The 23,553-nt window shown below is 65.1% G+C and carries 21 protein-coding genes; 12 read left to right on the top strand and 9 right to left on the bottom strand.

Going from position 1 to position 23,553, the window contains the following annotated elements; all coding sequences use genetic code 11:
- The first annotated feature begins 160 nt into the window (after positions 1 to 160).
- From SE92_RS27595 to SE92_RS27580, 4 genes are all read left to right on the top strand, one after another.
- Entirely contained in the window at positions 161 to 1,606 is a 1,446-nt protein-coding gene (locus tag SE92_RS27595; RefSeq protein WP_063200563.1) for a TAXI family TRAP transporter solute-binding subunit, read from the top strand.
- 122 nt (positions 1,607 to 1,728) lie between these two features.
- The gene (locus SE92_RS27590) at positions 1,729 to 1,947 is read left to right on the top strand and encodes a hypothetical protein (protein ID WP_063200560.1); all 219 of its coding nucleotides are present in this window, start codon (positions 1,729 to 1,731) and stop codon (positions 1,945 to 1,947) included.
- Positions 1,948 to 2,168: 221 nt separating this feature from the next.
- Complete coding sequence (locus SE92_RS27585) at positions 2,169 to 3,275, top strand: cyclic nucleotide-gated ion channel (RefSeq protein ID WP_063200557.1); 1,107 nt, start codon at positions 2,169 to 2,171, stop codon at positions 3,273 to 3,275.
- 13 nt (positions 3,276 to 3,288) lie between these two features.
- Positions 3,289 to 4,074 carry an enoyl-CoA hydratase/isomerase family protein gene (locus SE92_RS27580; protein WP_063200554.1) on the top strand — a complete coding sequence of 262 codons (786 nt, stop codon included), beginning with the start codon at positions 3,289 to 3,291 and terminating at the stop codon, positions 4,072 to 4,074.
- Between the two features lie 96 nt (positions 4,075 to 4,170).
- On the opposite strand, the gene SE92_RS27575 is transcribed toward SE92_RS27580, so the two are convergent.
- Positions 4,171 to 4,815 carry a glutathione S-transferase family protein gene (locus tag SE92_RS27575; protein WP_063200551.1) on the bottom strand — a complete coding sequence of 215 codons (645 nt, stop codon included), beginning with the start codon at positions 4,813 to 4,815 and terminating at the stop codon, positions 4,171 to 4,173.
- 88 nt (positions 4,816 to 4,903) lie between these two features.
- Here SE92_RS27575 and SE92_RS27570 point away from each other — a divergent pair, with 88 nt between their 5' ends.
- Together SE92_RS27570 and SE92_RS27565 are read left to right on the top strand one after the other, a co-directional pair.
- Positions 4,904 to 5,884, top strand: a complete 981-nt coding sequence (locus SE92_RS27570) for a helix-turn-helix transcriptional regulator (protein WP_063200548.1) — start codon at positions 4,904 to 4,906, stop codon at positions 5,882 to 5,884.
- A gap of 137 nt (positions 5,885 to 6,021) precedes the next feature.
- The gene (locus tag SE92_RS27565) at positions 6,022 to 6,270 is read left to right on the top strand and encodes a hypothetical protein (protein ID WP_063203794.1); all 249 of its coding nucleotides are present in this window, start codon (positions 6,022 to 6,024) and stop codon (positions 6,268 to 6,270) included.
- A gap of 56 nt (positions 6,271 to 6,326) precedes the next feature.
- On the opposite strand, the gene SE92_RS27560 is transcribed toward SE92_RS27565, so the two are convergent.
- From SE92_RS27560 to SE92_RS27545, 4 genes are all read right to left on the bottom strand, one after another.
- On the bottom strand, positions 6,327 to 7,559 hold the full coding sequence (locus tag SE92_RS27560) for an EAL domain-containing response regulator (RefSeq protein WP_063200545.1): 1,233 nt from the start codon (positions 7,557 to 7,559) through the stop codon (positions 6,327 to 6,329).
- A gap of 273 nt (positions 7,560 to 7,832) precedes the next feature.
- Positions 7,833 to 8,798, bottom strand: a complete 966-nt coding sequence (locus SE92_RS27555; protein ID WP_063200543.1) for a fatty acid desaturase — start codon at positions 8,796 to 8,798, stop codon at positions 7,833 to 7,835.
- A gap of 15 nt (positions 8,799 to 8,813) precedes the next feature.
- Positions 8,814 to 9,824: an alpha/beta fold hydrolase gene (locus SE92_RS27550; protein WP_063200540.1), complete on the bottom strand. Its 1,011-nt coding sequence runs from the start codon at positions 9,822 to 9,824 to the stop codon at positions 8,814 to 8,816.
- A 151-nt stretch (positions 9,825 to 9,975) separates the two neighbouring features.
- A complete protein-coding gene (locus SE92_RS27545; RefSeq protein ID WP_063200537.1) occupies positions 9,976 to 10,779 on the bottom strand; it encodes an MBL fold metallo-hydrolase in 804 nt (267 codons plus the stop codon).
- Positions 10,780 to 10,953: 174 nt separating this feature from the next.
- On the opposite strand from SE92_RS27545, the gene SE92_RS27540 reads away from it, so the two are divergent.
- Positions 10,954 to 12,156, top strand: a complete 1,203-nt coding sequence (locus tag SE92_RS27540) for an MFS transporter (RefSeq protein ID WP_063200534.1) — start codon at positions 10,954 to 10,956, stop codon at positions 12,154 to 12,156.
- Between the two features lie 21 nt (positions 12,157 to 12,177).
- Here the strand turns inward: SE92_RS27540 and SE92_RS27535 are convergent, their stop codons facing one another.
- Together SE92_RS27535 and SE92_RS37225 are read right to left on the bottom strand one after the other, a co-directional pair.
- The gene (locus tag SE92_RS27535) at positions 12,178 to 13,029 is read right to left on the bottom strand and encodes an outer membrane protein (protein WP_063200531.1); all 852 of its coding nucleotides are present in this window, start codon (positions 13,027 to 13,029) and stop codon (positions 12,178 to 12,180) included.
- Positions 13,030 to 13,389: 360 nt separating this feature from the next.
- Positions 13,390 to 13,575 (bottom strand): hypothetical protein, encoded by a 186-nt coding sequence (locus SE92_RS37225; protein WP_245324723.1) that lies wholly within the window; start codon positions 13,573 to 13,575, stop codon positions 13,390 to 13,392.
- On the opposite strand from SE92_RS37225, the gene SE92_RS27530 reads away from it, so the two are divergent.
- Entirely contained in the window at positions 13,574 to 14,263 is a 690-nt protein-coding gene (locus SE92_RS27530) for a helix-turn-helix transcriptional regulator (protein ID WP_245324721.1), read from the top strand. The genes SE92_RS37225 and SE92_RS27530 overlap by 2 nt on opposite strands.
- Here SE92_RS27530 and SE92_RS27525 read toward each other — a convergent pair.
- Entirely contained in the window at positions 14,260 to 15,267 is a 1,008-nt protein-coding gene (locus SE92_RS27525; RefSeq protein WP_063200525.1) for a zinc-dependent alcohol dehydrogenase family protein, read from the bottom strand. The genes SE92_RS27530 and SE92_RS27525 overlap by 4 nt on opposite strands.
- Positions 15,268 to 15,281: 14 nt before the next feature.
- On the bottom strand, positions 15,282 to 16,895 hold the full coding sequence (locus tag SE92_RS27520) for an acyl-CoA synthetase (protein WP_063200523.1): 1,614 nt from the start codon (positions 16,893 to 16,895) through the stop codon (positions 15,282 to 15,284).
- A gap of 210 nt (positions 16,896 to 17,105) precedes the next feature.
- Between SE92_RS27520 and SE92_RS27515 the strand changes: the two genes are divergently transcribed.
- The 4 genes from SE92_RS27515 (at position 17,106) to SE92_RS27500 (ending at position 23,511) form a co-directional block, all read left to right on the top strand.
- Positions 17,106 to 18,308: an ABC transporter substrate-binding protein gene (locus SE92_RS27515; protein WP_157095702.1), complete on the top strand. Its 1,203-nt coding sequence runs from the start codon at positions 17,106 to 17,108 to the stop codon at positions 18,306 to 18,308.
- Positions 18,309 to 18,560: 252 nt separating this feature from the next.
- Entirely contained in the window at positions 18,561 to 19,628 is a 1,068-nt protein-coding gene (locus tag SE92_RS27510) for an HlyD family secretion protein (protein WP_063200517.1), read from the top strand.
- Complete coding sequence (gene rbbA / locus SE92_RS27505) at positions 19,625 to 22,396, top strand: ribosome-associated ATPase/putative transporter RbbA (RefSeq protein WP_063200514.1); 2,772 nt, start codon at positions 19,625 to 19,627, stop codon at positions 22,394 to 22,396. The genes SE92_RS27510 and rbbA overlap by 4 nt, the downstream gene beginning before the upstream one ends.
- Before the next feature lie 2 nt (positions 22,397 to 22,398).
- Entirely contained in the window at positions 22,399 to 23,511 is a 1,113-nt protein-coding gene (locus SE92_RS27500) for an ABC transporter permease (protein WP_063200512.1), read from the top strand.
- Positions 23,512 to 23,553: the final 42 nt, after the last annotated feature.

Raw genomic sequence — 23,553 nt, 5'->3', positions numbered from 1 at the left:
AAGGTTACCTCCGGCTCGGAATTTGCATTCCGTGACCTTCGCGCTATCATTGTCGATAGAGAATATCGTTCTTTTTTCAGACGTTTAGGAATTGCAGGGGCCCCGCCGCGATCACGTCCGCAGGCCGCCCGTCCTCCGAGAATAAGGCCAGAGTGCTGCCATGAGTACTGAAGGCCCCATTTCATCACCGACCGAGCCGCCGCCGCGGCGTCCCAAGGTGATCAAGACCAATCAGCAGCAGGTCTTCCTCTACGTCGTGCTGACCCTGCTGTTGTCGCTCGCCACCGTCTGGGGCGGCCGCGCCTTGCTGCACAATTCGGAAACGCTGACCTTTGCCGTCGGCGCTCCCAACAGCGACGAGGCGCTGTTTGCGACCAAGCTCGCCACCGTGCTGAAGTCCAACGCCTCGCGCTTCCGGATCAAGGTCGTCAACAACGCAGACAACGCCAAGGCGCTCGCACAGTTCGACCGCAAGCAGGCTGACCTCGCCGTCCTGCGCACCGACGCCAAGGTGCCGCTGCGGGCGCGCACCCTCGCGATCCTCGAGCACGATCTCGTGCTACTGCTCGGCCCCGGTAACAAGAAGATCAAGTCGATCGCCGAGTTGAGGAAGAAGAAGGTTGCGGTCGTCGCCGAGAACGAGTCCTCCCTCGCCTTCGTCCGCGGCATCCTCGACATCCCCGACGGCCCCGACGCCGCGAAGATCCAGATGGCGCCGCAGGGCGCAACGCTCGACAAGCTGTTTGCGCCGTCGAATGGCTTCGGCGCGGTGATCGCCATCGTTCATGCCTCCAGGGCGGTGCGGGACAAGGCCTATGAGCAACTCGCCAAGCGCGGCGGCTTCACGCTCAACGCGATCGACGAGGCCAAGGCGCTGGCACGCAGACTCCCCGGCATTTCCAGCGAGACGCTGACGGCGGGCACGCTGTCGACCTCGCCGCAAATTCCCGACGACGATCTCGATACGATCGGCCTCGAATGGCTGCTGGTCGCGCAATCCAGGATGTCACCGAGCACGGCAGGCGAGCTCGCACGCATCGTCTACGAGAACAAGTCGGCGCTCGGGCTCGACAACAGCTTTGCCACCAGGATCGAGCCGGCCTCCGTCGAGAAGGACGCCTTCGTGATGGCTCATCAGGGCGCGGCCGACTACATCAACGACGACACCAAGTCGTTCATGGATAAATACAGCGACCTGATGTATCTCGGCGCTGCCGCGCTTAGCGTCATCGGCTCGATCTTCGCCGCGATCTACGCCAAGATCACCCGCATCGCGCCGGAGAAGGCCAGCGAGCTCTCCACCGCCATCCTCGACATCGGCGAGCGGATCGAGCACGCCCACTCCCTGGATCAACTCGAATGCCTCCAGGACGAGCTGGAGGGTATTTTGCGCGGGGCCGTCATTGGGCTTCGAGACGGCACGATCAGCACCGACGGGCTCGACACCTTCAAGCTCGGCTACGAATTCGTCCGCGACGAGATTGGCATGCGCCGCGACTATCTGAAACGTCATGCCGGCGAGACCGAAAAGGCGGCGCGCGACGCGGCCCCTGCCCAGCACGACGACAGCAATGTCGTGATGGTGAAGACCGCCCAGAGCGCCTGAGAGAGCCGGCGCAGGGCTCCCGCCCCGGAGCCTTGCCGGATTTTCCCGTGAGCACGGGGCGAAATTCGGGAACCGTCGCGATTTGCAACCGTTGGTTCCCGGTTACAACCGGAGACCGCAGCATGCGTGCACTCCTCATCATCCTCCTTCTGGGAATGCTGGCCGGGGCCGGCTACTTCGCCTACTCCGCAATGGCGGTCGAAGGTGAGCCGATCCCGACGGAAGGCTATGTGGCGCTGGCACTGGGCGCGGGGTTCTCCATCATTGTCGGCGTCGGGCTGATGGTGCTGCTGTTCTTCAGCAGCCGCCGCGGCTACGACGAGCCGCCGCATTTCAGGTAGACAGGCTCGCCAGACGGCCCCGCTGGTCCGAGGGCTCGGCGCGGTAGCGCTGATCACGCTGCCTGCCCCTGTCGTTGACGGCCTCCGCCCGGGCAGGCACTTTGGCGCCGGCGTCCCAGCCGGGACGCCGAAGACTTGTCCCAGACCGATCCCAAGATCGATCCCAAGACCGATCCCAAGACCGATCCGAGACTGATCCCGAGACCGAGCCACCTTCCCGCATGTCCAAGCCGCTGATCTCCGCTCTGGCCCAGTTCGCGGCCGCCACGGCCGGCCGCAACATGACCAAGGCGGCCTATGTCGCGGTGGTCGTCGGCGTGCTCGGCATGGTGTTGCTGTCGGACAAGCGGGCCCATGAGGCGCACGGCTGGATCGGCGCTCTGCTCTGGGCATGCCTCGCCTATTTCGTCTTCGAATGGCTGGTCCGGCTGCGCCATATGGGGCAGCACGGGCGGCTTTCGCTCTACATGTCCTCTTCTGCCGGGGTGGTCGACGCGATCGGGGCTCTGGCGGTGCCGGTCGCGCTGTTTCTCGGCGCCGAGCCCGGGACGGCTTGGCTGCTCGGCGTGCTCTGGGTGCTCAAGGTGGTCCCGGGCATTCCGGGGTTGCGGCAGCTCCGCCGCGTGCTGGTGCTGGAATCGGGGCCGCTGGTCAGCGTGCTCGTGATCTTCCTGATGGTGGTCTTCCTCGCCTCGGTCGCCGAATATTTCCTGGAGCGGGACGTGCAGCCGCAGACCTTCGGCAGCGTGCCAGCCGCGCTGTGGTGGGCCGTCGTCACGCTGACGACCACCGGCTATGGCGACGCCGTGCCGGTGACGCCGCTCGGGCGCCTGGTGGCGGCCGCGGTGATGATCTCCGGCCTCGGTGTGTTCGGCCTCTGGACCGGTATCCTGGCGACCGGGTTTGCCGCCGAGACCCGGCGCGACAACTTCCTCAAGACCTGGGAGGCCGTCAGCAAGGTGCCGTTCTTCGCGGCGCTCGGCCCCGCTGCGATTGCCGACGTCACCCACATGCTGCGGACCATGGAGCTGCCGGCGCGCACCATGATCATCCGCAAGGGGGCGCAGGGCGATTGCATGTATTTCATCGCCGCCGGCGAGGTCGAGGTCGACCTGCCCGGCAAGAAGGTGCAACTCGGCGAAGGCGCCTTCTTCGGCGAGATGGCACTGCTCGGCAACAACAAGCGCGGCGCCAACGTTTCGACCACGAAAGTATCGCGGCTTCTGGTGCTCGACCTCGTCGACTTCCGCGTGCTGATGGCACGGCACCCGGATCTCGCCGAGACCATCGACGCCGAGGCGAAACGCCGCGCGCTCGAAAACAAGTAAGATGGAGACAAGAATGTCGGACATCACCGACGCAGCCACCGGCCCCCTGCTCGAACGCGACGGCGCGCGCGCCACCATCCGCCTCAATCGGCCGAAGCATCTCAATCGGCTCCAGGCGGAGGATCTCGACGAGCTCGTCAGACTGTTTGACGTGGTCGAGGCCGACCCGGCCATCCGCGTGCTGGTGCTGACCGGCACCGGCCGCGCCTTCTCCGCGGGCTACGACCTCAACTCGGTCGCCGAGCGCGCCGTCAGCGCGAACGAGCAGCAGAGCGCGGGCTCCGCCTTCGAGGTGGTCGTCAACCGGCTGGAGGATCTGGGCGTGCCGACGATCTGCCGGCTCAACGGCGGCGTCTATGGCGGCTCGACCGACCTCGCGCTCGCCTGCGATTTCCGGATCGGCGTCGACACCGCCGAGATGTTCATGCCGGCGGCGCGGCTCGGGCTGCATTATTACCCGAGCGGCATCAAGCGCTACGTCACCCGGCTAGGTCTCGACAATGCAAAGAAGCTGTTCCTGACCGCGCAAAAGATCAGCGCGCCGGAAATGCTGCGCATCGGCTATCTCACCGCGATGGTGGCGGTCGAATTTCTGGACGAGGAGGTCGACCAGCTTGCCGGCATCCTCGCCGGCAACGCCCCGCAGGCGATGGCCGGCATGAAGCGCGCGATCAACGAATTCGCCCGCGGCGAGATCGACGATCGCGCCGCCGACCAGCGCCACCGCGACAGCATGCGCGGCGACGAGATCAAGGAAGGCATCAAGGCGTTCGCGGAGAAGAGAGCGCCGAAGTTTTAGCTCCGAGTCTTCGCAAAACACCACCCTGTGGTTATGGGTCCCGGGTCTGCGCTTACGCTTGCCCGGGACGACACTGAATGTGAGGCACGCGCGCCCTCAGCCTCCGACCGCCTTAGCATGCTCCGCCGCCATCTCCTCGTCCGCCGCGTTGATGCGCTGGAATGCCGGGCGCGAGGTCATGCGATCGGCATAGCGGACGAAGACGTCCTTTTTCGGCACGATGCCGAACATCATGGTCCAGCTGAAGGCGACGCCCCACAGCACATCGGCAGCCGTCATGCGTTCGCCGAGCAGATACGGTCCCGTCGACAGCTGCGCTTCGAGCGCTCCTAACATGGTGTCGTAATCGGCATAGGGCGACTGCGTGATCGGCGCCGGCTCGCGCTGCATGAACTTGTCGATCAGCGCCGGCTCGAACGACGAGCCGTAATAGGTGATCCAGCGCAGATAAGGCCCGCGCAGGGGATCGTTCAGCGCGGGCGTCAGCCCCGCCTGCGGAAACAGATCGGCGAGATAGATTGTGATCGCGACCTGCTCGGTCACGAGCGCCTCGCCGTGGCGAATCGCGGGCACCTTGCCGAGCGGGTTGATGGCGAGATAAGCGGGCTGACGTTGCTCGCCGGCCTTCATGTTGAGGACTTGGAGATCATAGGGCGCTCCCAGCTCCTCCAGCAGCACCCGCGTGCCGGTGGCGCGCGTCTGCGGCGAGTAATACAGCGTGATGCGGTTCGGATCGGTCATGGCAAATCTCCTGGGGCGCCGTCTGGCGGGGCCCCAGCTCTACGCGACCATACCTGACATCCTGTGTCAGGTATGATTTAAAGCGATCATGCGCGCGAGCCGGATGCTGTCGATCCTCACCACCCTCCAGGCCAGGGGCCAGGTCACCGCGCCCGAGCTGGCCGAGGCCTGCGAGGTCTCGGTGCGCACGATCTATCGCGACATCGACGCACTCGCCGCCTCCGGCGTGCCTGTCTATGCCGACCGCGGCGCCGAGGGCGGCTATCGTCTGCTCGACGGCTATCGCGTGCGGCTGAACGGCCTGTCGCAGAGCGAGGCCGGCGCGCTGTTCCTCGCAGGACTGCCGGGCCCCGCGGCGGCGCTTGGGCTCGATGCGGCGATGATCGCCGCGCAGAACAAGTTGATGGCGGCGCTGCCCATCCACCTGCGTCAGGATGCCAGCCGGATGCAGGAGCGGTTTCACCTGGACGCACCCGGCTGGTTCGGCGAGGCGGAACAGCCGGAGCATCTGCGCACGATTGCCGGCGCGGTGCTGCGCGGGACATCGATAAAAATCCGCTACCAGAGCTGGCGCGCGGAAAAGCAGCGCCGCCTCGCACCGCTCGGCCTCGTGCTGAAGGGCGGCAGCTGGTATCTGGCAGGCCGCGTCGATTCCAGCGTGCGCACCTATCGCGTCGCGCGCGTGCTCGACTGCACGGCGCTCGACGACCGCTTCGAGCGTCCCAGCGATTTCGATCTCGCCGCCTATTGGCAGGCCGCGACGCTTCGGCTCGAGGCCGAGATGCATCCTGTTGTCGCGGTCGTGCGGCTGTCGCCATTCGGCGTCAAGCTACTCGACGCACTGAGCCAGCCCTACGTCAAGGCGCGCACGCAGCTTGAAGAGACCGCCGATGCCGACGGCTGGCGCATTGCGCGCGTGCCTGTCGGCAAGACGTCGTGGCACGCCGCCGCCGAATTGTTGCGGCTCGGTCCCGAGGCCGAAGTGCTGGAGCCCGCCGATCTCCGCGACAAGATGAGGGAGATGACGCGGGCGATGGACGCACGCTATCGCGCGGCGCGGAAAGCCTGACCGCGGCACATTATGACGCAGGCCATGAAACAATCCTGAAACACGATTCTCCCCATCGCCTGTGAACGCGATCGCATCTCGGCTCGACCGAAATGCAGGGACACAACAACGGCCTTAGCGCCAATTGGAGAATGAAGATGTTTCGTAAGCTTGCTCTTGGTCTGATCGCTGCCGGTTCGCTCGGTGTTGCCGCGCTCGCCCCCACCGCCGCTTCGGCCGGCGGCTTCCATTACCATGGTCATCACAACCATTGGGGTCCGGGCTGGGGCTTTGGCGGCGTCTACGTCAACACCGGCGTCAGCAACTGCTACCAGGAGCGCGTCGTCCAGACCCGCCATGGCCTGCGCGTGCGCGTCGTGAATGTCTGCGCCTACGGGATTTACTGAGCCCGCTTGCACTGGTTGACGCAGCCCCGGTCGTTCCGCGACCGGGGTTCGTCGTCTCAGCTCGCCAGGGCCGTCGGTGTCGCGGAAGCGGCTTGCTCGTCCGCCAGGGCATTACGCTCGGAGATCCATCGTTCGGCCCGCGAACGCCGCAGCGAGGGCGCAAAGAGGAATCCCTGGGCGACGTCGCAACCGATCCGGCGGATGATCTCGAGCGCCTCCGGGCTTTCGACGCCCTCGGCCACCACCTTCATGTTGAATGCCTTCGCAAGCGCGACAGAGGCATCGACGATCTTCATCATGTCCTCGTCGGTTTCGCAGCCCTTGATGAAGGATTGGTCGATCTTCAGCTCGCTGAAGGGAAGACGCGCCAGGGCCGCGAGCGACGAATAGCCGGTGCCGAAATCATCGATGGCCGTCCCGATCTTCTTGATCCGCAGCCGCACCAGAATGTCGTTGGCACGATCGACGTCGGCCATCGCCGAGGTCTCGGTGATCTCGACGGTCAGCGACGTCGGCGAAATGTTTTCGCGGCGCAGGATCTCCTCGATCCTGTCGGGCAGGGTCAGGTCCGACATCAGCGAGCCCGAAATATTGACGGCGATGGTGAAGCCGGGATTGCGTTCGATCAGCTTGCGACCCTGCGACATCGCCGATGACAGGATGCAATCGGTCACCTCGCGCATGAGTCCGGCCTGTTCGGCAATCGGGATGAAGATCATCGGCGAGACCATGCCGAATTCGTCGGTGCGCCAGCGTGCGAGCGCTTCGGCGCCGACGACCCTCCCGGTCACAAGCGCGATCTTCGGCTGAAACTCGACGAAGAACTCGCGGTTCTCCAGGCCACGCACGATCCGTTCGGGCGTGATCAGGAGCTGCGGCGAGGCGGAGGTCGCGGCCGGCGGGGCGCGCCGCTGCAATTCCAACGCACTGCGCAGACGGTTCAGATCGAGCGGCTTGGTCAGGCATGCGCCGACCGAGAGCTTCAGCCCGTTCGCGACGCGGCGTGTGGCCTTCATGATACGATCATCGCAGCCGCTGATGATCACGATCGACATCGCGCGCAGGCCGCGCTCGGCCACGAAACGCAACAGCTCTACCCCGTCCCGCTCGCCGAGCGACAGGTCGAGCGCCATGATTTCGAAGGCCTCGCGGGCCAGAAGTTCGGTAGCGGCCTCGTAAGATGAAGCAACCACCGTCTCGTAACCGAGCTTGGCGCCGATTTTGCCGATCAGAACCCGTTGCACCAAATCGTCGTCGACCACCAGAAGACGGCCCCTCGTCGCATTCATCACCAATCTCTCCAGACGTCGCAGCGTTGATGGCGTGACGCTTAGAGCAGCGGCCTCGCTTGGTTATGAAGACAAGACGGCTAAAACTTTCCCGATCCGGAAGCATTTGTTAGGCATGTTTCCGGAGCAGCCAAGTGACTGATTTTCATCACGTTTATGCAACGCCTGACGAGACGGTATCGGGATGTTCGACGCCATCCCTAAGTGCAATGAACACGCCGTAAAGTGCGCTATCGGAAGCCGGCAAAGCCACGTCAAATTACGGGAACGGCGTCACCGGCGCTCGTGCATCTGCGTGGCCTGCCGCTGCCGGCGAAACCAGGCCCAGGTCTGGCGCGTCGTTCTGATGTAGCCGCGGCCGCGATGAACAATCTCGCCGTCGACGATCCCGTTCAGCTTCGGCAGCGCGTGAAACGGAATCGAGGGATAAGCGTGGTGCTCGACATGGTAGGGCATGTTCCACGCGAACCATTTGACGACCGCGCCGGTGTAGGTGGTGCGGGTGTTCTGGAACGCGCTGCGGGTGCGGTCGCAGCCGGTGTGCTCGGCATAGAGATAAGGCCGCAGGAAGAACTGCCCGATCACCAGCGGGACAATCCAGACCCAGAGCAGCAAAGCTGACGAGAACCACAGCGAGAGCGCCAGCAGCAGCGCGTAGAGCGCGACATAGGCACGCGCCTCTGTCACGATGGTGGCGCGCTTGTTCTCGGGGATCCAGGGCACCACGACCTTGCCCGTGACGGCGTGGCCGAGCATCAGGCGGAGCCGGCCGGCGACCTGGAGCAGGCCGCTATAGGCGATCGCGAGCTGCGTGTCGGACGTCGGCTTCACCCCGACGATCAGCTCGGGATCCTTGTCGGGATCCTGAGTGTAGCGGTGATGGTCCCAGTGAAACAGGCAGTAATATTCGTAAGGCAATCCGATGATGAAGGACGAGAGATGGCCGACGACGAGATTGAGGCTGCGACTCCTGAACGCGGTCTTGTGCGCGGTCTCGTGCACCGCCATGAACAGGAAGGCGACGATATAGCCCTGCACCGCCATCAGCGGCAGCGCCCAGAGCACGCCGCGGCGGGAAGCGACCATCCAGATCAGCGCGCCCACCAGCACGATCACGCCGTAATGGCCGAGGCTCTGCGCCGCGCCCCTGAGATTGGAGCGTGCCGACAATTCGCGCAACATCGCCGGCGTCAGCGGCTTCAGGCGATGGCCGGGTTCTGAAACGGTCGCGTCACTCATGATCGGTTGCCTGCCCTATTTACCGAGAAGCGCTGCGATCTCGGCCTTGATGAAGGCCTGGTCGCGCGGATTGCCGACGGGGTTGCCGGCGCGATGGCCATGCAACGACGGGATCGGATGCAGCACGGCCGATTTGGCGCTGGTCAGACGGCCGAGCTCAGCTTCGTTGTCGCGGACGTCGAAATAGCGATCGGTCGCGCCCGGCATCAGCAGCATGTGCGCCTTGATCGCCGCCAGCGCCCGATCGAGATCGCCACCGAATGCCGCACAACGACTGATGTCGCCGCGCTGCCAGATGCCAATCTGCGCCAGCAGATCGTTGGCGTCGCGCCGCGCGAACGTCGCGTCCCAGGTGCGGACGAGATAGTCCTCCAGCGAGGTGAAGCCGGCCTCGCGCCACAGCTCGTCGCGGTAGAAGCCGTGCGACATCGCCCAGCCGGCATAGACGCGCCCCATGGCGCGATAGCCTGCAACGGGCTTCTCCACGAAGCGGCCGTCGCGGAAGGCGGGATCGGCGGTGAGCGCGGCTTTCACGCTCTCCAGGAAGACGTAATTGTAGGGCGCGCAGCGCGCGACGCCGCAGACCACGGCGGCCCGCTCGACCATATCGGGATGCAGCGCTGCCCAGTGATAGGCCTGCATGCCGCCCATCGACCAGCCATAGACCAGAGCCAGCTTCGAAATGCCGAAGCGCTCGGTGAGGAGCCGGTGCTGGACCGCGATCGCGTCGTGATAGGTCATCTCGGGAAACGGCGCCGCGCTGTTCGACGGCGAGGATGACAGGCCGTTGCCGAACAGGTTCGGGATGATGATGAAATAGCGCGTGGGATCGAGCACGCCGTCCGGGCCAATCAGCCACTCGATGTCGGTGTGCTGCGCGCTGAACGAGGTCGGGTAGAGGATGACGTTATCTCTCGCCGGACTCAGCGTGCCGTAGGTCTTGTAGACGAGCTTCAGCGAGGAGAAGACGGCCCCGGACTGGAGGGGGACGTCGCCGGCCTCGAAGATATCGTCGTGCGCCGTCATAAGCCGAACTCCCGCTCGCGCCCCAAAACGCGCCGCTGGCGCGGTGATGCATCGATCATGCCGAGCCCGCAGACGCGCCATCGCGCCGCGATCAATAACTGTACTTATAGTACAGTTATTTTATGCCGGCAAGATAAATCCGTTCGCCCGCTCAGGCGATGGCCGCGATGTAGCGCTCCACCGACGCCGCGAACGCGGCCTTGGCACCGCCAGCGATGTTGCGGCCCCACCAGGCGCCATAGATGCGATCGAAGGCGAGCGGCTCGACGGCAGCCGCGATCCGCCGCACCGCGGCGGCGTTGAGCGGCATATAGTTCGGATAGGAATACATGAAGCTGACGAAGCGGCGGTCCATCGTCACCTGGGCGATGTCGCCGGTGAGCAACGCGCCCCGGCCCTCCGCACTGCGCGCCGAGTGCAGCATGGTGGCGCCGGCGAAATGACCGCCGGTGCGCAGCAGCAGCATATCGTCGGAGATGCGGTGGCTTTCGCCGGTCCAGTGCACGATCGAGGGATGCGGCCGCGTGACGAAAGCGCGATCGTCGGCATGCAGGTAGACCGGCACGCCGCCAAAGGTGTCGCTCCAGTCGGCGAGCGCGCCGTAATAGTGCGGATGCGAGATCGCGATCGCCTTCAGCCCGCCGAGTGCCGCAACGTGTTGGATGGCCTCATCGGTCGCCAGCGGAATGCAATCCCACATCACGCAGCCGTCGCCTTGAGGCACCAGCAGCGCGCGCTGCCCGATGGCGAAGCTCGGCTCGAGGCCAATGCCGGTGAGGCCGAGATCGTCGCGTCCCACCAGCCGGTGCCCCCGCGCGAGCTCCTCGCGCGTGAGAAAGCTCTGCCCTTTCCAGTTCACGAACTGCCGCTCGTCCTCGCAAATCAGACAGGAGGCGGGCGGATTTCCGCCGTTCGGAAATTGCGCGCCGCAGGTTTCGCAGGTCCAGAGAGGCATGAAGAGAGAGCTCCGTGGGAAGATCGCAGGATGACATCGCGAACGCGCTGTCAGCAAGATCGATCAGCGGCGCGGTAACTGGAACCAACGCGGTGAGCGCCCGTTACGTTCGGATCGACGCCAGAACGATTGGCCAAGAGGATCACGGCACACGAAGAGCATGTTTGGGTATCGATGACTTCGCGGCCTCCCTCACAATCCCGTATCTGGCCCCTGTTCGCGCTCAACTTCTTCATGGCCGACATGCAGTCGGGCATCGGTCCGTTCGTCGGCGTCTTCCTCCAGGAGCGCGGCTGGGCGACCGGTCTGATCGGCACCGCGCTGACGATCGGCAATGTCGCGGGCATGCTGATCACGACGCCGATCGGCGGCTTCATCGATGCCAGCCGCAACAAGCGGCTATGGGTCGTCATTCCCGGCATCTGCGTCGTCCTTGCCTCCGCGATCATCCTGATCTCGCAAAATTTCTGGGCGGTGACGTTCTCGCAAGTGGCGCAGTCGCTGGCGAGCGCCGCCATCGTGCCGGCGGTCACCGGCATCACGCTGGGCATCGCCAGGCAAAAGGGCTTCAACGCACTCAACGGTCGCAACCAGGCGTTCAACCACGCCGGCAACATGGTCGGCGCGGGGCTGTCGGGCTATCTCGGTTACACATACGGCTATGTCGCCGTGTTCGTGCTCGCGGCCGTGTTCGGTGCGATCGCGATCGCCTGCGTGCTGATGATCCCGGCCAAGGCCATCGACGACCGTGCCGCGCGCGGCAGCAAGGAGGATGACTCCAAGGCTGCGCCGGATGCGATGACGATGCTGCTCAAGCACAAGCCGCTGCTCGTGCTGGCGCTCGCGCTCGCTCTTTTTCATCTCGGCAATGCCGCCATCGTGCCGCTCTACGGGCTTGCGGCGGTCGCCGAGGGGCAGGCCAACGGCCCGAGCTTCGTTGCGACCACCGTGGTGATCGCACAAGGCGTGATGATCGTGACCTCGCTGATCGCGATGAAGGCCGCGAGCAAGCGCAATTACTGGCCGGTGATCCTGGTATCCTTCATGTTCCTGCCCATTCGCGGCGTGCTGGCCTTTTTCGTCACGGGGTGGTGGGGCGTGGTGCCGATGCAGGTGCTCGACGGCATCGGCACCGGACTGCAGACGGTCGCCGTTCCCGGCATGGTGGCGCGGGCGCTCAACGGCACCGGCCGCATCAATCTCGGCCAGGGCGCCGTGATCACGGTGCAGGGCGTCGGCGCCAGCCTCAGTCCCGCGCTCGGCGGTTGGATCACGCAGTGGATCGGCTACGGTCCGACCTTCCTGCTGCTCGGCGGCTTCGGGCTTGCATCGATGGTGCTGTGGTTCGCGTTCGGAGCGACAGTGAAGAAGTATTGAGCTTCATCGCCGCCATCGGTGTCATGGCGCAAATTGCTGGTTCAGGCCGACCCTGAAGGTGTGAAGCTCGATGTCGCCGGCCGGCATGCTGGTCGCTGGAATGGACAGGGAGAGCTGGCGGCCAAGATTGAGATACAGATACTCCGCCTTGAACGACCAGTGCGGCGCGAACGCCCATTCTCCGCCGCTGCCGACCGCATAGCCGATATTGTAGCCGCTTGCGGAGGCATGACCGTCCAGCGCGCCGGGAAAACCGGGCATCGGGAAATTATTGGTCAATCGGACATGAGAACTGTCGAGGCTTGCCTTGACATGGGCCCAGGCGAGACCGCCCGTGGCATAGAGCAGCCAGTTGTTGCTGGCATAGCCGAGACGGCCGCGCAGGGTACCGAGATAGTCGATGTCCTGGGTCACCCTCACGGTGCCGGTGTAATTGTCGAAATCGCCGACCAGGAAAACGGGACGAAACGCATATGAGCCCGATGCCCGCCCGCCGATCCCGGCAGCGCTCACATCGGCTTCGACGCCGGCGACCAGATGCCCGCTCTGCCAGTTGTAGCCTGCCTGCAATCCGCCCAGCCAGCCGGACTGATCGACACCCAGCGTAAACGGCGCCGATGCCGTCGACGTGAGATTGTTCACGCCGGGAAACTGCGCCGGCAGTGCACCGGGATCGACCCTCGCCGCGTTGCCATCCCCGGTGCCGTAGCCGGCGTGAACACCCGCATAGAAGCCCGTCCAACTGAAGCCGACCGGCAGCGGCGCAGGCGGAGCCTTGAGCGCGATGTCGGCGGCCGTTGCATCGGTGGCACAAGCCGCGCCAAGGCCAAGCGCCAGCAAAGCCGGCAGCAGATCGCGCGCACGAGGTGTCATCCGGTCATTTCCTTCCAGTCGGTCGATCACTCGCTGGCGACGATAGGCGGGAAGCGATCCGCGTTCGTGGCAGGGCACGAACCCTCGAATGGACTGAGCTGAAACGCAGAGACAGCGGCTGTGCCTGTTGCGATCCGGGCACACCGGACTGCGGCACCTGGTCGCGGTCGCAGCGCGTCATCGCAAGTGGCTTATCACGCAATTTCCCGCTTTTGCGGTTGCGGCGCAGCAGCGTGACGATACAACCTGTCGTAATCGCCAACAGACCTGCCCTTCCCGATCGATGATCCAGCCTCAACTCTCCTTTGATGGCGACCCGAACGGCCCGGCCTATGAAAGATGGCGCGAGCAGTTTTGCCGTCAGGTGGCGAATGTCGATTTCGTGCCGGTCGGGGAAGGGCGCGTCCACCGGACCATTGCGCCGGCCATTCTTCCCCGCATCAGACTCTCGGCCTCGTTCGGCTCGCCGATATCTTTCGTGTCGTTGGGGACGAACGACGAATTGGTGATTACGACGTCGCCCAATTCGGCGTTGAGCGGGACCATGGGAAAACGCCCGCTGGAGATCGCGGCGGGCGACGTCACAATCGGAGATCCCTCGATCAAGGGCGCCTACATCACCCAGACCGGGAACGGAAATTTTCGGACCGCGCTGCTGCCGCGCAAGGCGTTGCTACGCGTTTGCCCGAATGCCGAGGACCTCATTGCGCGGTCGATCCCCGGCGCCAATCCGATCACGTCGATGTATCTGCGCTATTACGACCTCGCGCATGCTTATGCCGACAAGCTCGCCCCCGCGGAGCTCGATGCGGTCTCGCAGCATTTGTTCGACCTGTCGGTGCTGATGATCGGAGCCCGCGGCGATGTCGCCGAGGAAGCTCGGACGCGCGGCCTTGCCGCTGCGCGTCTCGAGACGCTCAAATCCGACATCATGGCGCAATTGGACAGCCCCGCGCTGTCGCTCACCGTCCTGTCAGCCGCGCACCGGGTCAGCCCGCGCACGATCCAGCTGCTGTTCGAGCAGGCCGGCATCACCTATAGCGGCTTCGTGCTGGAGCAGCGCTTGCTGCGCGCCGAGCGGCTGTTGCGAAATCCCGCCATGCGCACGCGCAAGATCATCGAGATCGCGCATCTCGCCGGCTTCCACGACGTCTCGTACTTTCACCGGGCCTTCCGCCGCCGCTTCGGCCAGACGCCGGACGACGTCCGGCGGCTGGCCGGCGATGCCAATTAGGCGAACTCCACCACGATCTTGCCGAAATGGCCGCCTTGCTGCATCAGGCGCAGCGCGTCCGGCACCGCATCGAAGCTGAAGAGGCGGTCGATCACCGGCTTCATGCCATTGCGTTCGATCGCGGCTGTCATGCCTTCGAACATACAACGACTGCCGACGGAGAGGCCGATGACGTGCAGGTTCTTGGCGAACAGGCTCGGAATCGCGATCTGCTGCGAGAAGCCCGTGAGCACGCCGATCACCAGGATGGTGCCGCCGACTCGCGCGGCCTCGAGCGATTGCGCAAAGGTGTCCTTGCCGCCGACTTCGACGACGTGGTCGACACCTCCGCCGCACCACTCCGCTGCGGCCTTGCCCCAGTCCGGCACCGCCCGATAATTGATGGTGTGGTCGGCGCCGAGCGTTTTGGCGCGTTCGAGCTTTTCGTCACTCGACGACGTCACGATCACGCTCGCACCGGCGAGCTTGGCGAATTGCAGCGCGAAAATCGAGACGCCGCCGGTGCCCTGCACCAGCACGGTATCGCCGGGCTTCACATCAGCTTCTTCGAACAGCGCGCGCCAAGCCGTGAGCCCGGCGCAGGGCAGCGTCGCGGCCTCCTTGAACGAAAGATGTGCGGGCATGCGGCTGACGCCCTCGGCATCCAGCACCATGACCTGCTGCAACACGCCGGATCGCGTGCCGCCGAGCGCGTAACGGCGGCTGGCCGCCGAAACTTTGCCGTCAATCCAGGACTGAAAGAACATTGGACAGACGCGATCGCCGACCGCAACGCGCGTGACGCCGTTTCCGACCGCGATCACCTCGCCCGCACCGTCCGAGAACGGGATCAGCGGCAATCGGGTGGCGCCGCCCTTTCCTTGCACGGTGAGCAGATCGCGGTAGTTGAGCGAGGCCGCCCTCATGCGCACCGCGACCTGGCCCGGTCCGGGCACGGCCTCCGGCAGGTCGGCCAGCTCCATCCCCTCGATCGACCAGCCGCGCGCAACCTGCCAGGCCTTCATGGGGGCGCTCCGTCTCAGGTGCCAAAGCTCTTCTGCACCGCCTTGTCCAGCGTCTCGCCGCCGACGAAGCGCTGGCGCAGTTCGCGCTTGAGCAGCTTGCCGCTCGGATTCTTCGGCAGGGCATCCACAAAGATGACGCGCTTGGGCACCTTGAAATGCGCCATCTGGCCTGCGCAGTGCTTGATGACGGCGTCCTCGTCCAGCTTCTCGCCGCTTTTGACGACGACAATGGCGGTGACCGCCTCGATCCAGCGCGGATCGGGCAGGCCGACGACGGCGACCTCCGACACGGCGGGAATGCGATAGACCATCTCCTCGACCTCGCGGCTCGCGACATTCTCGCCGCCGGTCTTGATCATGTCCTTGACGCGATCGACCACGGTGATGTGGCCCTCGTCGTCGACGGTGGCGAGATCGCCCGAGTGAAACCAGCCGCCGGCGAAGGCCGCCGCGGTCTTGACGGGATCGTTGTAGTAGCCGGAAAGCAGATGCGGCGAGCGGTGTACGATCTCGCCGACCTCACCGACTTTCACGTCCTCCATCGCGGTATTGACCACGCGCGTCTCGACATTCAGCACCGGCTTGCCGGCCGAGCCCGCCTTGCGCAGCTGGTCCTCGGGGCGCAGCACGGTGGCGAGCGGCGCGATCTCGGTCTGGCCGTAGAAATTCCAGAACTTCACGTTGGGCAGGCGGCGCTGCAGCTCGAGCAGCACTTCTACCGGCATGATGGAGGCGCCGTAATAGCCCTTCTGCAGCGTCGACAGATCGGTCTTGTCGAAAGACGGCGAGCGCAGCATGGCGATCCAGATCGTCGGCGGCGCGAAGAAGGACGTGATCTTGTGCGCCTGGATCAGCGCCAGAATATTGTCGGCCGTCGGCTTGCCCGTGATCACGCCGGAAGCGCCGAGATAGATTTGCGGCCCCAGGAAGACGTCGAGCTGGGCGCAATGATAGAGCGGAAGCGCGTGCAGGAACTTGTCCTCCACGCTCATGCCGCCGTCGATGATGCAGCTGACATACTGCCACATCACCGCTTCATGGGTCAGCATCGCGCCCTTGGGCAGGGATTCGGTGCCAGAGGTGTAAACGATCTGCGCGAGATCACGGCTGTCGGCTGACGCTTCCAGGAACGAGCCGTCGGCATCCAGCAGACCATCGAAGGTGGTGAGACCCGCGGGCGCCGCGGCGGGATCCTCGCCCGGCAACCAGACCATCTTCTCGACCGCGCAATCCTTGGCGCTTGCGGCCTTGGCTGGCTCGACGAAATCAGGGCCGGTCGCAAGCAGCTTCGCGCCGGAGCTCTTCAGGATGAAATTGATCTCGTCCGGGTTGAGCATGAAGTTGATCGGCACCAGCACCGCGCCGATCCGCGCCGCCGCAAAGCGCAGCGCGGCGAAGGCGTGCGAATTGCGCGAGAGCACCGCGATGCGATCGCCCTTCCTGACGCCGAGACCGAGCAGGCCGCGGCCGAGCCGGTTGCAGATCGCATCCATCTCGGCAAAGCTCCAGCTCACTTCGCCGCAGCTCACCGCGAGCTTGTTCGGCTCGCGGCCCGCCGAGCGGCGCAGCAGATCGCCGATGGAATGCTCGCGGGCTTTGGCGATGGTGGCTGCGGTGTCGGCGGTCATGTCTTCTCCCTGAATCTTTGTCTTGCGTGAATGGTGGCCTGAGCGCTCGTCGGCCCGCCGCATTCAGACGTATTTGCATTTCCGCGAACGTAATCGGCGCGATTGGCTGCGTCAAATCAACCGGCCGCCGCGGCGCCAACACGCAAGAATTGACCGCCCAAAGCAGCAAACCTGGTTTCGTGCACCAACGATAATATTGGGGGAAATACCATGCGCCGGATTATGTGCGCCGCATTTGCGGCTGCACTCGCTGCGTTTGCCGTCGAACCTTCTCGTGCCCAGCAGGCGCCGCTCAAGATCGGGGTGCTCTCCGACTTCTCCTCGGTCTATTCCGACATCGGCGGCCAGGGCAATGTCGAGGCCACCCGGATGGCGATCGAGGATTTCGGCGGCCAGATGTTCGGCAAGCCGATCGACATGGTCTCGGCCGACGTGCTCAACAAGCCCGACGTCGCCTCCACCATCGCCCGCAAATGGTGGGAGACCGAAGGCGTCGACATGATCATCGACCTGCCGACCTCGGCGACCGCGCTCGCGGTGATGGAGCTGTCGAAGCAGTACGAGAAGATCATGATCGTGACGGACGCGGCCAGCTCCGACATCACCGGCAAATCCTGCTCGCCCTACACCGCGCACTGGACCTACGACACCTATGCCAACGCCCACACCGTCGGCAGCGCCATCGTCAAGAACGGCGGCGACACCTGGTTCTTCCTCACCGCGGATTACGTGTTCGGCCATTCGGTCGAGCGCGACACCGGCGATGTCGTGAAGGCCGCCGGCGGCAAGGTGCTGGGCAGCGTCAAGCATCCGCTCAACACCGCGGATTTCTCGTCCTTCCTGCTCCAGGCCCAGGCTTCCAAGGCCAAGATCATCGGGCTCGCCAATGGCGGCGGCGACACCATCAACGCCATCAAGCAGGCCGGCGAGTTCGGCATCGTCGCCGGCGGCCAGAACCTGGCCGCGATCGTGATGTTCATCTCCGACGTGCACAGCCTGGGCCTCAAGCTTGCGCAGGGACTGATCATCACGGAGGCCTATTACTGGGATCTCAACGACAAGACCCGCGCCTTCGGCAGGCGCTTCATGGAGCGCGTCAAGCGGATGCCGACTATGAACCAGGCCGCGACCTACAGCGCGACGCTGCATTACCTCAAGGCGGTGCAGGCCGCCGGCATCAGGGACACCAAGACCGTGATGGCCAAGATGCGCGAGCTGCCGGTGAAGGACGCCTTCACCGACAATGGCGTGCTGCGCGAGGACGGCCGCATGGTGCACAGCATGTACCTGTTCCAGGTGAAGAAGCCGGAAGAATCGAAGGCTCCGTGGGATTACTACAAGCTGCTCGCCGAGGTGCCGGCCGATCAGGCGTTTCGTCCGCTGAAGGACGGCGGCTGCCCGCTGGTGAAGTGAAACAGCCCGGATCGAGCCGATCGTCTTCCGTTCAACAGGCCTCGCTCGTCCGCTTGACCATTTTGGGCGGACGAGCGGCGACGACCACATGCAGCTCAAAATAAAGGCAGGAGAGCCTCGCACCGCCATCTGATCTGCATCAAGTTGCGATGCAAAAATTCGCTGCAATGTTGAGGCCGTCCCTTCCGCGCGATCAGCCGGCTGGGCGCGCGTTTCTCAACAGTGGGCGCCGTTTCACGGCGTTTTGAACAGATGAACTTCACTCCGGGTCGCGTCATCGCCGCGATCGCCGTGCTCGTTGCAGGCGGCGGCTATTACTATTGGCAGCACCGCGATACCAACACGCTGCCGGCAGGCTTCGCCCGCGGAAATGGCCGCATCGAAGCGGTCGAAATCGATATCGCCACCAAGACTCCGGGACGGATTCGCGAGATCCTGGTCGGGGAAGGCGACTTCGTCCGTGCAGGCCAGGTTCTGGCGCGCATGGACACCGAGCAATTGCAGGCCCAGCGCCGCCAGGCCGAAGCGCAGCTCCAGCGCGCAACCATCAACGTCGAGACCGCAAAGAGCCTGGTGAACCAGCGCGAGGCCGAGCGCAAGGCCGCGGAGGCCGTGGTCGACCAGCGCGTCGCGCAGCTCGACAGCACGAGCCGCAAGCTCGATCGTTCCGAACAATTGATCAAGACGAGCGCGGTGTCGCAGCAGGTCCTCGACGACGACCGCTCCGCCAACGCCACCGCAAAGGCGGCGCTCGCCGCGTCCCACGCCCAGGTCGCAGCATCCGAGGCCGCGATCAGCTCCGCGCGCGCGATGGTGATCGACGCCGGCGCTTCGGTCGATGCCGCAAAGGCCGCGATCGAAAGCATCAATGCCGACCTCAACGACAGCGTACTCAAGGCGCCGCGCGACGGCCGCGTGCAGTATCGGGTATCGCAGCCCGGCGAGGTGCTTGCTGCCGGCGGCCGCGTTCTCAACATGGTCGATCTCGGCGACGTCTACATGACGTTCTTCCTGCCGACGGCCGATGCCGGCCGCGTCGCGATCGGCGCCGAGGTTCGCCTGGTGCTCGACGCCATCCCGCAATATGTGATCCCCGCCAAGGCCACCTTCGTCGCCGACGTCGCCCAATTCACACCCAAGACCGTCGAGACCGAGGAGGAGCGTCAGAAGCTGATGTTCCGGATCAAGGCGCATATCGCACCCGAGTTGCTGCGCCAGCACATCGAGCATGTGAAGACCGGCCTGCCCGGCATGGCCTATGTGCAGCTCGATCCGGCCGCGCAATGGCCCGGCAATCTCACCATCAAGCTGACGAGATGAGCACGACGGCCGCAGCCGAGCCAGCTGCCGGGCGCGGCAGCGTGGTGCATCTCGACGGCGTGGGCTTGAGCTACGGCAAGACCCGCGCGCTGGAGGCCATCACGCTGGACCTGCCGTCCGGCTGCATGGTCGGATTGATCGGCCCCGATGGGGTCGGCAAATCCAGCCTGCTCTCGCTGATCGCCGGGGCCCGCGCGATCCAGCAGGGGCGCATCGAAGTGCTCGGCGGCGACATGGCGAATTCGCGCCATCGCCGCAACGTGTGTCCTGATATCGCCTACATGCCGCAGGGGCTCGGCAAGAACCTGTATCCGACGCTGTCGGTGTTCGAGAACATCGATTTCTTCGGCCGGCTGTTCGGACACGACAAGGCGGAGCGGAACAGGCGGATCGCCGGCCTGCTGCGCGACACCGGGCTGACGCCCTTCGCCGACCGGCCCGCGGCAAAGCTCTCCGGCGGCATGAAGCAGAAGGTCGGCCTGTGCTGCGCCCTGATTCATGATCCAGAGCTCTTGATCCTGGACGAGCCGACCACCGGTGTCGATCCCTTGTCGCGGCGCCAATTCTGGGAATTGATCGCCTCGATCCGCGCCGGCCGGCCCGGCATGAGCGTGATCGTCTCGACCGCCTACATGGAAGAGGCCGCGCAGTTCGACTTCCTGATCGCGATGAATGCCGGCCGCGTGCTGGCGACCGGAACGCCGGCCGCGCTCAAGCAGCAGACCGGGGCCGATACGCTCGACGAGGCCTTCATCCGCCTCTTGCCCGAAGCCGATCGCGGCAACCATACCGAGGTCGTCATCCCGCCGCGCGGCGAGGGCCATGACGAGATCGCGATCGAGGCTGATCATTTGACCCGGCGGTTCAACGGCTTCGTCGCCGTCGACGACGTCAGCTTCCGCATCAGGAAGGGCGAGATCTTCGGCTTCCTCGGCTCCAACGGATGCGGCAAGACCACCACGATGAAAATGCTCACCGGCCTGTTGCCGGTGAGCGAGGGCACCGCGCGGCTGTTCGGCAACACCATCGATGCCGGCGACATGTCGGTGCGGCGGCGCATCGGCTACATGTCGCAGGGCTTTTCGCTCTATTCGGAGCTCACGGTCGCGCAAAATCTCGATCTGCATGCGCGCCTGTTCGAGCTGCCGGCGGAGACCATTGCCCCGCGCATCAGCGAGATGATCACCCGGTTCGATCTCGCCGACGTCGCCGATTCCCTGCCCGACGCGCTGCCGCTGGGCTTGCGGCAGCGATTGTCGCTGGCGGTCGCCATGATCCACGCGCCCGACATCCTCATCCTCGACGAGCCGACCTCCGGCGTCGATCCGGTCGCCCGCGACGGCTTCTGGCAAATCCTCGCCGAGCTCTCGCGCAAGGACAATGTCACCATCTTCGTCTCGACCCATTTCATGAACGAGGCCGAGCGCTGCGACCGGATCTCGCTGATGCATGCCGGCAAGGTGCTGACATCGGACACGCCCGCGGCGATCGTGGCTGCGCGCGGCACCGCCACGCTGGAGCAGGCCTTCATCGCCTGCCTGGAGGAGGCGATCGCGGACACGCCGGAGCCGGCCAGCCAGCCGGCGGACGCCCCGGCCGTGGCAACCGAGACGACGGCGGCGCCACGCAAGCGCAGCGCGGCGTTCAATCCGACGCGCATGCTCGCCTATTCCCGGCGCGAGACGCTCGAGCTGCGGCGCGATCCGATCCGCGCCACGCTCGCGATCCTCGGCAGCGTGCTGCTGCTGTTCGTGCTCGGCTACGGCATCAGCATGGACGTCGAGAACCTGACCTTCGCCGTGCTCGACCGCGACGACAGCGCGATCAGCCGCGACTACAGCCTCCAGATCGCGGGCTCGCGCTACTTCACCCAGAAGCGGCCGATCACGGATTATGGCGACCTCGACCGCCGCATGCGCGCCGGTGAGATCGGCCTCGCCATCGAGCTGCCGCCCGGCTTCGGCCGCGACGTCAGCCGGGGCCGCCATGTCGAGATCGGCGCCTGGGTCGACGGCGCCAATCCGACCCGGGCCGAAACGCTGCGCTCCTATGCGCAGGCGATCCACGCGACATGGCTTGCCCAAAAGGGCCGCGAGCTCTATGGCGAGGCGGCGATCGCCGGCTCTTACCAGCTCCAGCTGCGCTACCGCTACAACCCCGATGTCATCAGCGTCGTCGCCATGGCGCCGGGCATCATCCCGCTGCTGCTGATCATGATTCCGGCGGTGCTCGCCGCGCTCGCGGTGGTGCGCGAAAAGGAACTCGGCTCGATCGTCAATTTCTACGTCACACCGGTGACGCGGCTGGAATTCCTGCTCGGCACGCAGCTGCCCTATGTGGTGCTGGCGTTCGCCAACTTCCTGCTCCTGGTCGGCTTTGCCCTCGCCGTCTTTCGCGTGCCCTTCACCGGGAGCTTTCCGACCTACGCGCTCGCCGCGCTGCTCTACGTCACGGCGACGACCGGCATGGGGCTGGTGATCTCGGCCTTCATGAACAGCCAGATCGCGGCCCTGTTCGGCACGGTGCTGATCACGCTGATCCCGGCGATCCAGTATTCCGGGCTGATCGATCCGGTGTCGTCGCTGCAGGGCGCGGGCGCGGTGATCGGGCGGCTCTACCCCACGACCTATTTCGTCACGATCTCGCGCGGCACCTTCTCCAAGGGCCTGGCGTTCGACACCCTGCACAACGATCTCCTGGCGCTCGCCATCATGGTCCCCGTCCTGGTGATCGCCGGCACGATGCTGCTGAAGAAACAGGCCCGCTGACCATGCGCTTCGACAACGTATTCCAGCTCGGCGTCAAGGAACTGCGCGGCCTCGTCCGCGACCCCATGCTGCTCGTGCTGATCGTCTATTCCTTCACGCTGGCGGTCTATGCCGGCGCGAAGGCGCTGCCCGAAACGTTGAACCACGCCGCCATCGCTGTCGTCGACGAAGACCGTTCGCCAATCTCGACCCGCATCGAGATGGCGTTCACGGCGCCTTATTTCTCTGCGCCACGCCTGATCTCGCAGGATGAGATGGACCGGAGAATGAACGCCGGCCTCGACACCTTCGCACTCGACATCCCGCCGGACTTCCAGCGCGACCTCTTGGCCCGCAAATCGCCCACGATCCAGCTCAACATCGATGCGACGCGCATCTCGCAGGCGTTCAACGGCGGCGGCTATGTCGAGCAGATCGTCAGCGCGGAAATCGCGGAGTTTCTGGCGCATGCGCGCGGTGCGCAGACCACGCCGGTCGAGCTCGCGCTGCGGGCGCGGTTCAATCCGGAACTGAAGAAATCCTGGTTCGGCGCCATCGACCACGTGATCACCTCGATCACCATGCTCTCGATCATCCTGACCGGCGCGGCGCTGATCCGCGAGCGCGAGCACGGCACGATCGAGCATCTGCTGGTGATGCCGGTCACGCCGCTGGAGATCATGGTGAGCAAGGTCTGGTCGATGGGCGCCGTGGTGCTGGTCGCCTCGGCGCTGTCGATCGCCTTCGTCGTCAAGGGATGGCTGGCGGTCACGATCGACGGCTCGCTGGCGCTGTTTCTGGTCGGCGCCGCACTGATGCTGTTTGCGACCACCAGCATGGGCATCTTTCTTGCCACCGTCGCCGGCTCGATGCCGCAGTTCGGGCTGCTGCTGATCATGATCCTGCTGCCGCTGCAAACCCTGTCGGGCAGCATGACGCCGCGCGAGAGCATGCCGCAATTCGTCCAGGACATCATGCTGGCGGCGCCCAACACGCATTTCGTGATGCTCGCCCAGGCGATCCTGTTCCGCGGCGCGGGCCTGGAGGCGGTGTGGCCGCAGCTCGTCGCGCTCGCGGTGATCGGCGGCGTCTTCTTCGTGATCGCGCTGCGCCGGTTCCGCGCGTTTCTGGCGTGAGGCACGGGGGCCGCGCTGTCAAAAACGCGAAAACAACCCCAT

This window comes from Bradyrhizobium sp. AT1 (genome assembly GCF_001590795.1).
Classification (GTDB): domain Bacteria; phylum Pseudomonadota; class Alphaproteobacteria; order Rhizobiales; family Xanthobacteraceae; genus Bradyrhizobium.
Note: the sequence above shows the minus strand (reverse complement) of the source record. Positions and strands in the feature narration are given on the sequence as shown.